A 12,036-nucleotide genomic window follows, 5' to 3' on the forward strand; every position below is an offset into this window, starting at 1 on the left:
TTCAGTGTATACAACTAAAAAATTCGCTTTCCTCATATATCTCAACACCTTAGGACTTTATTTTGACTTTACTTTAGTAAAGTCACGCTAGAATCATTTCATTCTTTATTCCTACAAATTCTAAAGGAACTGCATTGAAAATAGCCTGCGTACACCATTGAAGAGCTGGTACAAGAAGCAATGATATGGATGCGTGGGACAGGAGCATGACCTTTGGCTTCAAACCTGGCAATGGCTCGTGGGCTTACTCTTAAGAGTTCACTCATCTGTGCTTGACTAAGTTCGGCTTTTTCGCGTAAAAATTTTATGTGTTTTCCTAATATAGATAACTCTCCAGTTTATATAGCGTTGTAAATATGCTATATATTTATGCCAAAAGTTGCCGAAAAATAAAATTTACTTTTTTCGTACAAGGATGTATTATGCTATGGAATTTCTAAAAATGTCATTGCGGGGTAGTCTTTCCTCTGTTGAGGATATGTTCAGTTTCATCCTTGAAATACTATAGCAAGCATTACGATAAAGGTAAACCCTGAGTGATCAGGGGGCGCAAAGTTAAGGATCTCTGATAAACCCACAAAGAGCAGATAGCAGGAAGATAGCCTTACTGCCGAAGATTTTTTTTCAATAAATATCTTTGCAGTAAGGCTTTTTTGTTTTATGGGTATTCCTGAATGTTTATGGAGTATAACGATAGAGTACCGTGATACTCTATTTCCTGTAAAATTTTTAGAAGGGAGGTCTTAGATGAAAGGCGCGTGTCGTGTCGTGTCGTGTCGTGTCATTTTTGTCTGTTATTTTTATCTTTATCTTATTCTTGCAGGTGACGCCTGCCGGGGCACAGGTTGTATACGAGTATGGCTTCGAAAGTGAATGGAGTGGTTGGAGTGCAGATCAAGGTATTTGGGATGTGGGTCAACCTACTCCGCCTTCACCTGTTGCTCATGGTGGTTCAAGGTGTGCAGGAACGGTTTTGGATGGTAATTATCCTATGACTAATCCTAGTCGTCTTATCAGTCCTTCAGTTAGGCTTCCTAACGTAAGCGGTGACGAAGAGGTACATCTGCGTTTCTGGCAATGGTTCTCATATACGCCTAATGATGCTGGGTATGTCCAGATTTCTGTTCAAGATGATACAACGGGTGCATGGTCAGATTGGGCAAATATAAGTAATGCTATATGGGGAACATCCGCTGGATGGTCATTGATGGATTTAGATCTTACTGCTTATGCAGGTAAAGAAATAAGGATTGGATTTTGGCATACTATTGTTTATGCTTATGAGAACTTGGGTTAGTATATAGACGACATCCAGATCACCGGTGTCGTTCCTTCTGCACCCTATATAGATGTTACCTCCCTTCCTGACTTGAACGGCAACGGTTCACCTGAGATTGCAGGATTGCGTGTGAAACTGAGCGGTATTCCGCAAGTTATCATAAAGGATAATACCACAGAGGTAACGATCAGGAAGATAAAGTTCTTTGGTCCTACCTATACGCCTAAGGCCCTGACGACAGTTCCGGATGTGAATAGCAATGGTATTCCTGAACTAGCCGTCCTGGGAGTGGATAAGGAAGGTAATGTAATCGTACAGAGAAGGGATGCAAGCAACCCGCAATTAGAGATGAATATAACATTTTTCGATTCGAATTTCAGACCTGAGGGAATAACTTCAATGCAGGACATTGATGGTAATGGCATACCGGAAATAGCGGTGCTGGCGATAAGAAAGTCAGATGGCGTCGCACAGGTACGGATCAGAGATGCAGTTACGAGAGTGTTATTAAAATCAATCAACTATCCAAGAAATTAGCCGTTCACGTTGCAAGAATCCAAGTGAATTTCTTTTCCCTGAATAGAGGGAAATTCAAAGCGGGGGTACGGTGCCCCGTGCCCCTGCGAGCTACTACCTTGTCCAGATAGTTTTTGACCATAGACCTCATGAACAATTCTTTCGTCTTATTTGAGCGCCTCGCTTTGTTCGCTTTCCCACTGCAGGAAGTTATCCATGTCGGTCTTGACTGATTTCACTACAAATGCAATAACAGCCATATCATCAAGGTAACCAATTACGGGAATAAAATCCGGCATAACGTCAACGGGAGAAACAAAATAGATAATGGCAGCTATCGATAAAACGATCGATTCCCACGGGATTTCCTTATAATCGCCGCGAATGTAAGCCCGTACCATCCGGATTAGCGCTGAAAGGTATTGCCATGCCTGGCTAACAGGTCCCTGCTTCTTACGTTTTGTTTTTTTGACTGCTTTATCAAGGAGTTTTTTCGTTTTCTCCGGGTTATGTGCGTATATTTCTGCCTTATGCCTGGCTCTTTTGAACTCTTTTGATGTCAGCACATTGCCGACCTTCCTGAATATTCCGAATCTTCCGGCCAGGTAGTCTTTTACTACGGGTTTTCTTTCAATCTTTACCCCGAAGTAAATAAGAACAAGATCGGAGGATGCCGTGTTAATAATACTATGGATCTCTCCGGGTTCGACCGCAATACAAACACCCTTTTCAACCGGGTATTCCTTATCATCGATTCGGACAATTCCCTTACCCTCTTCGAAAAAGAAGATTTCATACCTGTCATCGTGGGTATGGGAACCAGCTATTTGGCCAGGTGTGATGCGCGCCTGAGAAAAACCCGTTACATTAGGTATTTCATCCTTCTTCAGCAACACCTTTTTCTTTATTTCAGGGTTATGGGATACACCTTCCTCTGGCAGGTCTGAAAGTGATACAATTTTCATATTCTATCTTAATCCTATAGAAGTTTTTATTTTGACGGGATGGACAAAATATTGCATTTTGTCCTTCCTTATTCCTTACTTCGCCTTTTCTCCAGGTATTCCTTGAGGGCGACTGCGTTATTAAAGCTCTTATTTTTAGCAGCAAATACGAGAGTCAATGCGCCTTCGCCGGCCTTCCTCACAAGTTGCTCCACCAACTCAGATCGATTTTCCAGTTCCCGATAATAACGATTCCTGAATTCTTCCCATTTCTCGGGGTCGTGACCAAACCATTTCCGAAGCTCGCTGCTTGGTGCAATCTCCTTGAGCCAGGAATGAATGTGTGCTTTTTCCTTACTAACACCGCGAGGCCATATCCGGTCTACCAACACCCGGTAGCCGTCATCTTTCGAAGGGGCATCATAAGCTCTTTTTAAATAAATCATACCGGAAATCTATCCTCCTTAGTGCTGTTGTAGGGCAAGGCTAAACAGGCTGGCCGAGAATTGTTTTTACGGATCAAGCTATACTATAATATTGATTAACTATTGCAATAAGAGCAACATATAGCATATGTTGCAGGTAGCAATTGAATTCCCGGACAGCCTGTAAAGCCTTGCCTCCCCATCTGAATAGGCGATCGGAGATAGCACAATCCCGAAGGGTCGCCCTACAGAAGAAAATTCCTATCCATTAATTAGATTGGGTTTTAAAAGACAAAACCCAACAGCCTTTTACCCACCCCTAAATCCCCTCCCGAGAGGGGACTTTTCCCGACCGGGTCGAGAACTAGCTTTTATTCCCCTCCTGGGAGGGGTTAGGGGTGGGTTCATTCCCATAGGCATCAAGCTAAGAATCCGTTTCCATAAAAAGGAGGTATCCCTTTGGAAAAAGAGCCATGTTTGTCCATAATCCCCCTTAGCCCCCCTTTTCTAAAGAAAGACTTCCTTTTTCCCCTTTTTTAAGGGGGATCAAGGGGGATTACAACAACATCCTGGTACCGCTTTGATATTGGATACAGAAGATTGTAAGATTACTTCAGTCGTTCTTTCTTCACAATTTAGAGGAGAGGCATCCTGTTATGCCAGAGATTTAGCACATCGGAAGCCGATCGTATCGTTTTTGTAAGTAGGTTCATCATAATCCCGATTCGCACATCGGATATGAACTACACCAGACCCATTCCACGAGCCTCCCCGCAATACCTTACATGCGTTCAGAAACCCACTGGTTGCTGAAGGTTTTAATTCATAAATAGAGATGCCAACCTCTTCGGGTCTTCCGAAGTAGGGATTTTCCTCTGCTATAACCGGCCCTTGTGGATCTTTATGAGGAGCATGCTCATAATAATGACTATCATACCAATCAGCCGTCCATTCCCACACATTTCCTGCCATGTCAAAACATCCGCAGACACTTTGTCCTTGCGGGAATTGAGTAACCGGAGTCGGTTTTTCAATCTTTAACTCAGCGCAATTCAATTTTGTTTTATCGAAGACATTACCCCATGGATAGATCCTGCCATCCATTCCACGGGCGGCCTTTTCCCATTCTGCTTCAGTAGGCATCCTTTTCCCCGCCCATTTCGCAAAAGCCTCAGCCTCATACCACGAAATATTTACAACGGGACAATCTTGCTGCCCGCCCTGCAGAATAGTGTCAAGATCACCACTATCCAAAGGATTTGTCTGTGAGATAAACTGCCATCCGGCATCTGACCAGAATAATTTTTGCGTATAACCCCCGGATTTGATAAATTTCTTGTATTGGGCATTCGTGACCGGATACTTGTCTATAAGATAAGCGCTTAAGTAAACTTCTCTTTGAGGAAATTCGTTATATAACCGGTCAATCTCGATAGTATGATCAAGGTCTAATAATGTATCGATATCCTTCTTTGTACTTCCCATGAGAAATGGCCCTTCGGGGATAAGTATCATACCGTCGGGAACAGATTGTTTTTCTTCAGGTATTTTAATCATAAGAGATTCAAAACATTTCCGCTAATTTTTTTGATATTATTGCAAGATTTCTATCTTTGGTCAGGTACTCCACCTCGTGCGGGTTTACTTTTAAATCGATAAGTATTTTCCTGATATTTTTCCATCCGGATTCTCTCTTTTTCTCATTGGATTCTAAATATAAATTTGAGACGAGTTCACCTAACTTTTGTATAAGCCGAAGATCTTTATTCTCATAAAAATTCCTGATTACCTTTCTCTGGTATGGCGTATATCCTTTCACATCCTTCTGATCCATCTCATTTCTCCACGTTATCGTATTTCCTTTAAGTTAAAAATAAATCTTCGCTCTTTCTGTAAATGGGCTAATAATTATGAGGCCAACCTCTGCATCAGGGTCTACAGAATAATTCGGGAAATCGTACTTACAGAAAGAATCCTTGAAATGATTGTAGGTTTACCCATATAATAATATCATAATTTTACCTTATTGCAGCAGAAAAAAGAGGTAGTTCTAAAATTTCAGATTAAGAATTAACTAAAAATTTCATGAAGGTGACGTTTCTCGGTACCGGTACCTCTCATGGCATTCCCATGATTGCCTGCAACTGCAAGGTTTGTACCTCTGATAATCCAAAGAATAAGCGGATGCGCACCTCTGTGCTTGTTCATAGTAATAGCTCCAATATCCTCATCGATGCTCCGCCGGAATTAAGACTTCAGTGCATTAAAAACAATGTTACAAAGCTCGATGCAGTGCTCATCACTCATGCTCATGCTGACCATATATTTGGTTTGGACGATATCCGGCGATTCAATATAGTGCAACGTATGGATATGCCTATTTATGGCACGGCCAGTACTCTTGATACCATACGAAATGTCTTCTCCTACGTATTCAATGGAGAACGGGATAGTGGTGGTTTTAAGCCGAGATTTTCCCTGAATGTTATACATGGTAGTGTAAAAATAGGCAACCTTTCTGTTGCGCCTATAGAGGCTATTCATGGCGATGGACAGGTGACAGGTTACCGGTTTGAGAAATTTGCTTACATTACTGATGTCAATGATATCCCTGCCGAATCACTGGAAAAGCTCAGAGGGCTGGATGTGCTCGTATTAGGGGCATTGCGCTATATTCCTCATGCAAAACACTTTAGTATTGAGCAGGCATTGTCTATCGTTGAGAAATTAAGGCCACACAAGGCATACTTTACCCATATGTGCCACGATATCGAACATGAAGAGGCTAATCGTAAACTTCCATCAGGTGTTGAATTTGCATTTGATGGGCTTATGATTGAAGTTTGATTGAAAATTATTATAGAAGAAAGTAATTCCATTTTAACACATTAAAAGGAGATAAGAAATGTTGAAGAAGATTGGTATTATAATGACTTTTATTAGTGTTGTTAGTGTATTCATAGTGTGCGCAGGTTGCCATCACGGTGATCATTGCTGTCAAACAAAATTGCAAAGACCCTTATCTGAATGATATTGTGTTTGGGTTTTAAAAAAAATTCTATTGACAGGTAATTTATTTTTGTTATAGTTTTCACAAAAATTTATATATTTTTCTTTATTGTGAGAATTGTTATTCGTTTGAGATTCCCACCTTCGCTATCAGATAATTGCGCCTTTAATGAAAGTATGGGGCAATAGTGAATGAAATAATTTGATGTCGAATTTAGTTTTTAGAGCATTTTTCCTTTCATCAGAATCAGTCCTGCCTAAGGTTCGTATGAGAATGTATACCTCATTCATACAGTGCATATGCGTATACCTGTCGATTCTTTCTCCTTTTCTTTTTATAAATACCCTTTCAATTGCTGAATCAGGCGAACAGTCTATGCGCAAGGCTGCTATTTTTGTGGAAAATCGGGCTGGCAGCGCCTTTCATGATAAAGTACCTGTGCTGGAGGATTTCATTACCAGTCGTATAACGGAGAAAGGATTCAGTGTACTCAGCCGGGAAGTCGTGATCAATAGCCTGAATAATTATCCTGCACAAGAACCGAAGGGTTCTGATGAAGAGTTAAAGGATTTTATCAATGCCGTGCAGCTTCTGAAAGCCTCATTAACTAAAGATCAAAAAGGTTTGGAGGAGAGGGTATCGGGTGCAGGACTGGACAAACTCCTCAGTAAAGAAACTTCTGTTTTGCGATTAACGCAGATGATAGGTGCAGATTATATCGTTGTGGTTTCCCTGGCTTCCCTTGGCACGGAAAAGAAAGCATTTAAAGGCTACGGGGTGGAAACCATGAATCTCATTACTCATGTACGAATAAGTTATAAGATTCTCGATAGTGTATATGGTGGGACTTTGGTTGCAGATACTGTCAGGGTGAGTAAATCTTTGCGTTCTACAGAAAGCAGCCGCAGCGAGGACAGCGATATGATCAATGGACTATTGGATGATGCGGCAGTTAAGGTTGCAGAAGGTTTAGACAAAAAACACCTTGCCCAACCTCCTCCGGGACGTAACCTTGTTGAAATTACGATTGCTTGCGGGATGCAGGATTTAGCCCAGTTGCCAATAAGCATTCCTGATGTTCGATTGACAGAAAACGGTACCGTGATAATTGAAAAGGACGCATTGGAAGTACAAGCGCTGGATGTTACTGTTGAACTGAATGGAACGGTTATTGGTTCTGCCCCCGGCGTTTTTAAGGTGCCTCAGGGACTCAGTAAAATTCGCCTTTCCCGTGAAGGGTTTAAGGATTGGGAGCGGACAATCAATATCATTGAAGGGCAGAAACTAAAGGTAGCCTTGCAGATGCATGAGACCGGATATGCGCGATGGAAAGATAATACTGCATTTCTCCAGGATTTGAAAAATGGAGAGAAACTGACAGATGCCACAGTCGAATTGATAAAAGGGGGCGCACAGATGCTGAGACAAAGCGGGTTCAATATACATGTCAAAGGGGATTTCAATATAGATCCTAAGAAGGGTAATTCAATTTTTAATCTATCTCGTTAAAAAATAAACGGTATACCTATGAAACTCTTATTAATTGGTAAAATCTTTTTCACCATTTGTACGTTAGCTTTTTTTGCCCCGGCGCTTACCTGGGCGCAAAAGGAGACATTAGGTGTCTCTGCCGTCAAACCTACTCCCGCTCTTGTGCAAGGTGTAGAACGGGCAGGCAAGAGGATTGAAATGGACCGTGTATTACAATCACTGGACGGTCAACTGACCGACTCTATTCATGCGACAAGAAAATTCCAGGTAGTAGGGAGGAGTGATTTAAGTGAAATTTTAAAGGAGCAGGAGTTTGCCAATTCCGGGAATGTTGACTCAAATGACAAATCTGCCGCATTGCAGTCCAAATTAGCCGGAGCGAAATATCTCCTTGTCACAACCGTTGATGATTTTCAGGATTACACGGAGACCGCCACTTTTAAAAGCACTGGCAGAAGCGCTACAAAACGTGTTGTCAGACTTTCTTGTGCAGGTAAAATATACGACTCAACTACGGGGAAATTACTGGAGTCTACGAATTTCCAGATGAGTAATAAAGACATTTCAGAAAATCGGACGTATTCGACAAGGGAGGGTATGGTGGGCGAGGATCTGTTGGTGACAATCGCCCGAGAAATGGCGGGAAAAATCGCTAATCGTGTAGCCGATGTAATTTTTCCGCCCAGGGTGCTGAGTAAGAGAGACAAGCAGGTTACCATCAATCGTGGCGATGGCACTGACGTTGCGGTAGGGCAGGTCTGGAATGTTTTTGCCGTAGGTGAAGAATTAGTTGATCCTGACACGAAAGAATCTCTGGGCAGAGAAGAAGTGCTCATTGGTAAGGTAAAAATCATTAGCATTCTACCTAAGACGTCAACAGCGGAGATTCTGGAAGATTTTGGAATTAACAAAGATACTCTTCTGAGAAAGGCGCAGTAGGGAGTCTCATCACATGGGTATCTATATACAGCGTCATTCATCAGATACGAATCTCCGTTTTCACAGGGACAAGTATGTCATTCCCGCGGAAGCGGGAATCCGGAAAAATACCGGATTCCGGGTCAAGCCCGGAATGACAGACAGTTGTAAACGTATGTCGCCATGTATATCTGGTAAAATAGGAGAATGATGTGGTGCAAACAGGTAACAGAAAAATGAAAAGATTACTGGGGGCTATTTTTGTTACATTCCTGGTCGGATGGTTTGGCGCCGGGTGCGCAAGTTATAATAAGCAAACCAAAAACATAAACCAAAGTTGGGAATCAGGCAATATTCAGTCTGCTGCCGCACAGGTTTCTGCTGAAGCAGAAAAACGTAAGGATACGAAAGACGCCGTAATATGGCGACTGGAACAAGGAGCCGTATTGCGGGCTGCCGGACAATTAGAGGAAAGTAATCATGCCTTTGATATGGCCGAAGAGATGATCAACCGGTTCGAAGAAAAGGCAAAGGTTAAAGTTTCCCATGAGACTTTGGCATCTGTTACTAATTTGACAACGTTACCTTACGAGGGTTTTGCCTATGATAAGATCATGATGAATACCTACAAGGCGTTGAACTATTTGGAATTGGGAGATTATGAAAAAGCCAGGGTAGAATTTAACCGTGCATACGAGCGCCAGGATGAGGCTGTTCAGGTAAATGCGGCGCGTATTGAAAAAGCACAGGAAGAAGGGAAGAGAAAAAACCTGTATGTCGATTTGGAAGACGTTCATAATGATGGGAGATTCAGGAATCAATTCGAGAACAATTATGCCAGCCTTGAACAGTTCAAAGCGTATGCGGACTATGTGAATCCATTGACCGTTTATCTGGATGCCCTGTTTTTCATGAATCAGGCAGCAGGATTTTCAGATTTAGAGAGATCGCGTAAGTCGTTCGAGCGGGTACTTGGTATGGTGAATGAGAGTAAGTTTATTCATCAGGATTTGGAAACCCTGCAGCAGGTAATAGAAGGGCATCCGATTCCAGCAACTACGTATGTCTTTTTTGAGACCGGTCTGGCGCCAGAACGCGAGCAAATCCGCATTGATCTCCCGCTTTTTATCGTTACCCCTCAGGTGCCTTATGTGGGCGCCGCCTTTCCGAAACTGAAGTACCGGAATAGCTATCTGTCAGGTCTTTACGTTTCCTCTGAAGAGATGACCGAGTCGACCCTGTTGTTATCAAACATGGATGCGGTCGTTACCCATGAATTTAAAAATGTGCTTCCCCTTATCATTACAAAGACACTTATTGCATCTGCACTAAAGGCGGGTGCTGCCTATGGGGCATATGCAGGCATGACGAATGGGGGAAGAAATAACCCTGAAGCCGGGTTGGCAGTATTGATTGCCGGAGCAATTACCCAGGTAGTCATGAATCAGGCGGATTTAAGGACGTGGACTACCTTGCCCAAGGAATTCCAGGTGTGCCGTTTCCCTACCCCAGCTAATCGAAAAATCGAATTATCAGCTCCGGATTGTGGACAAAAAGTACCGGTAATACTAGACGAAGGGGTTGTCAATGTCGTTTGGGTTAAATCGGTAAACCGAAACAGTCCATTGCTGGTAAAGCAATTTACTTTATTAAAGGACAATACAAAGAGAGATGTGCCTTTCGAGATTCCAGCGTCCAAAAGTATTCCTCTGGTAGAATCTTCCCGGCCTGAGCAGTCAACACAGAAAAGTGAACAGACAGATAAGGTAAATAAAAGTTAGCATAAAGAGAAAATATTTTAGTAAGGACATAACAATCAAAGTAAGGAATTGAATATGCAAAAAACGATATGGTTGCTGACAGGTCTCTTGATGAGTACGGCTATGGTATCCTCATCATGTACCACGGTTAATACCGTAGGAAGGGAAACCCCGGTTGGAACACGCCAGATGATCGCTGATAAACGGGTTATTACTGATGCTACGTTAAATAGAAAGGTTAGCATCGTTGGCCTGAACGAAAATACTACCAGTGGCGGATTTTTACAGGTGCAAATTGAGCTGCTTAACCAAAAGAATTCCCTGCAGGAATTCAGCTATCATTTTGAATGGTTTGATATGAATGGAATGCTCATCAACGCACCTGCTTCTGTGTGGATACCCCGGCATATTGAGGGGCGTGAGACCTTGACAATTACCGCAGTGGCTCCTACAACAACGGCTAAGGATTTTCGTGTAAAATTTATTGAGAATGTAAGATGATACACAAGAGAAAGGATGAATCATTCATGATGAAAAAGACTTCCCGCTTTTATCTTATACCGTTACTATCGTTGATAGTTATTGGCGGATGTGCAACACATACAAGGTATGTTGAACCTACTGGCCCGCGTACTTTGGTTACTTCTGAAATAAATATTCAGGATTTCTCTTACGCTGCCGAAGATATGGTTAAGTCGCTTCTGGTTTCGGGATCTTTAGACAAGACACCCGTGCAGCCTGCTGTTCTTGCAATTAGCAGGATTGTAAACAATACCACCCAGCAGATTGATACCGATATGCTGATAAAAAAGATTCGGGTTGCCCTCAATCAGAGCGGAAAGGTTTTAACCACTACAACGATGGGAATAGGCGGTATCGCTGAAGATCCTTTGGCTAAGGATATTCAGCAGGAAAAGGAGTTTTATGCAGATAAAAAAGAACCGCAGCCGCTGCCTGATTACACGCTTTCCGGTAAAATCATTGAGAAGCGTGATAGCCAAAACAATATTCGCCAGGTTGCATATATCTTTCAGTTATCGCTCACTGACGGCAGAGGTTTGGCTGTCTGGGAGGATGAGAAGCAAATTGCTAAACAAGGAAAACAAAGTCTCATAGGTTGGTAGTAAACTAACATAGTTTGTGGTGGCGGATTAAGCGATAGCGAATCCGCCTTTTCTGGAAATAGTATCGGTGGATTCGGCGTAAAAACCAACGCCTTGATCCACCCTGCTCATACCTTGATGTATAGGAATTTCAAGTGTGTTGCCACCCCCAGAATCCCCCTCACGGAGCGTATCCTTACCCACATCTTTAGAATACCATAAAGAGATGCCTCGCCGGAGGCGTCTCTCTGGAAATTTTTATTCTCTGTAAGCCTATTTCTGGGTGGCACTGACAAACTCTGTTTGTCAGTGTGATATATTCCCTATCCACGGGTGTATTCGAACAACACGGACAAAAGATCCCCGTTCAAGACATACGGAGACATGGTTTGTCGGTGCCACCCTGTTCTTCCTTCTCGTTCCAACGCTCTCAGACTGGGTCAAATGGACATTCTTTGTTCATATATAGAACTTATTAATTTATACACTACAATATAAATGGGCTTTGTTGCACAAAGCCGGATAAATATCTGATATACTAAGAGAATAAGGGAAAGAGTACCATAAATTATTTTGTAGGATAAGTATAT

Annotated in this window: 14 protein-coding genes and 1 riboswitch; of the genes, 9 read left to right on the forward strand and 5 right to left on the reverse strand. The window is 42.3% G+C overall.

Translation table 11 applies throughout. The features are described 5' to 3' along the window. Window positions 1-98: 98 nt before the first annotated feature. Window positions 99-323, reverse strand: coding sequence for a helix-turn-helix transcriptional regulator (locus FBQ94_RS17600; RefSeq protein WP_352247002.1), 225 nt, complete (start codon window positions 321-323; stop codon window positions 99-101). 191 nt (window positions 324-514) lie between these two features. Then, a riboswitch (cyclic di-GMP riboswitch) is annotated at window positions 515-615 on the forward strand. A 148-nt stretch (window positions 616-763) separates the two neighbouring features. On the opposite strand from FBQ94_RS17600, the gene FBQ94_RS16700 reads away from it, so the two are divergent. Then, window positions 764-1,297, forward strand: a complete 534-nt coding sequence (locus FBQ94_RS16700; RefSeq protein WP_285442280.1) for a choice-of-anchor J domain-containing protein — start codon at window positions 764-766, stop codon at window positions 1,295-1,297. Window positions 1,298-1,408: 111 nt separating this feature from the next. After that, window positions 1,409-1,816 carry a hypothetical protein gene (locus FBQ94_RS16705; RefSeq protein ID WP_007221389.1) on the forward strand — a complete coding sequence of 136 codons (408 nt, stop codon included), beginning with the start codon at window positions 1,409-1,411 and terminating at the stop codon, window positions 1,814-1,816. A gap of 146 nt (window positions 1,817-1,962) precedes the next feature. On the opposite strand, the gene FBQ94_RS16710 is transcribed toward FBQ94_RS16705, so the two are convergent. The 4 genes from FBQ94_RS16710 to FBQ94_RS16725 form a co-directional block, all read right to left on the reverse strand. Continuing rightward, entirely contained in the window at window positions 1,963-2,760 is a 798-nt protein-coding gene (locus FBQ94_RS16710) for a cupin domain-containing protein (protein ID WP_007221390.1), read from the reverse strand. A 68-nt stretch (window positions 2,761-2,828) separates the two neighbouring features. Continuing rightward, window positions 2,829-3,185, reverse strand: a complete 357-nt coding sequence (locus FBQ94_RS16715; RefSeq protein ID WP_007221391.1) for a DUF488 domain-containing protein — start codon at window positions 3,183-3,185, stop codon at window positions 2,829-2,831. A gap of 633 nt (window positions 3,186-3,818) precedes the next feature. Next, a complete protein-coding gene (locus tag FBQ94_RS16720; RefSeq protein WP_007221392.1) occupies window positions 3,819-4,721 on the reverse strand; it encodes a formylglycine-generating enzyme family protein in 903 nt (300 codons plus the stop codon). Between the two features lie 7 nt (window positions 4,722-4,728). Then, complete coding sequence (locus FBQ94_RS16725) at window positions 4,729-4,998, reverse strand: hypothetical protein (RefSeq protein WP_007221393.1); 270 nt, start codon at window positions 4,996-4,998, stop codon at window positions 4,729-4,731. A 251-nt stretch (window positions 4,999-5,249) separates the two neighbouring features. Here FBQ94_RS16725 and FBQ94_RS16730 point away from each other — a divergent pair, with 251 nt between their 5' ends. The 7 genes from FBQ94_RS16730 to FBQ94_RS16760 all read left to right on the forward strand — a co-directional run bounded on the left by FBQ94_RS16730 (window position 5,250) and on the right by FBQ94_RS16760 (window position 11,467). Continuing rightward, the gene (locus tag FBQ94_RS16730) at window positions 5,250-6,011 is read left to right on the forward strand and encodes an MBL fold metallo-hydrolase (protein ID WP_040543647.1); all 762 of its coding nucleotides are present in this window, start codon (window positions 5,250-5,252) and stop codon (window positions 6,009-6,011) included. Between the two features lie 367 nt (window positions 6,012-6,378). After that, the gene (locus FBQ94_RS16735) at window positions 6,379-7,683 is read left to right on the forward strand and encodes a PEGA domain-containing protein (RefSeq protein WP_007221395.1); all 1,305 of its coding nucleotides are present in this window, start codon (window positions 6,379-6,381) and stop codon (window positions 7,681-7,683) included. An 18-nt stretch (window positions 7,684-7,701) separates the two neighbouring features. Beyond that, window positions 7,702-8,604, forward strand: coding sequence for a CsgG/HfaB family protein (locus FBQ94_RS16740; protein WP_007221396.1), 903 nt, complete (start codon window positions 7,702-7,704; stop codon window positions 8,602-8,604). Between the two features lie 13 nt (window positions 8,605-8,617). Next, window positions 8,618-8,794, forward strand: a complete 177-nt coding sequence (locus tag FBQ94_RS16745) for a hypothetical protein (RefSeq protein WP_007221397.1) — start codon at window positions 8,618-8,620, stop codon at window positions 8,792-8,794. Between the two features lie 25 nt (window positions 8,795-8,819). Then, complete coding sequence (locus FBQ94_RS16750; RefSeq protein WP_285442281.1) at window positions 8,820-10,364, forward strand: COG3014 family protein; 1,545 nt, start codon at window positions 8,820-8,822, stop codon at window positions 10,362-10,364. Between the two features lie 54 nt (window positions 10,365-10,418). Further along, on the forward strand, window positions 10,419-10,844 hold the full coding sequence (locus FBQ94_RS16755) for a YcfL family putative periplasmic lipoprotein (protein WP_007221399.1): 426 nt from the start codon (window positions 10,419-10,421) through the stop codon (window positions 10,842-10,844). Next, window positions 10,841-11,467: a penicillin-binding protein activator LpoB gene (locus tag FBQ94_RS16760; RefSeq protein ID WP_007221400.1), complete on the forward strand. Its 627-nt coding sequence runs from the start codon at window positions 10,841-10,843 to the stop codon at window positions 11,465-11,467. Before FBQ94_RS16755 ends, FBQ94_RS16760 begins: the two co-directional genes overlap by 4 nt. The last annotated feature ends 569 nt before the right edge of the window (window positions 11,468-12,036 follow it).

The organism is Candidatus Jettenia sp. AMX1, from assembly GCF_030263775.1.
GTDB classification, from domain to species: Bacteria; Planctomycetota; Brocadiia; order Brocadiales; family Brocadiaceae; genus Jettenia; species Jettenia caeni.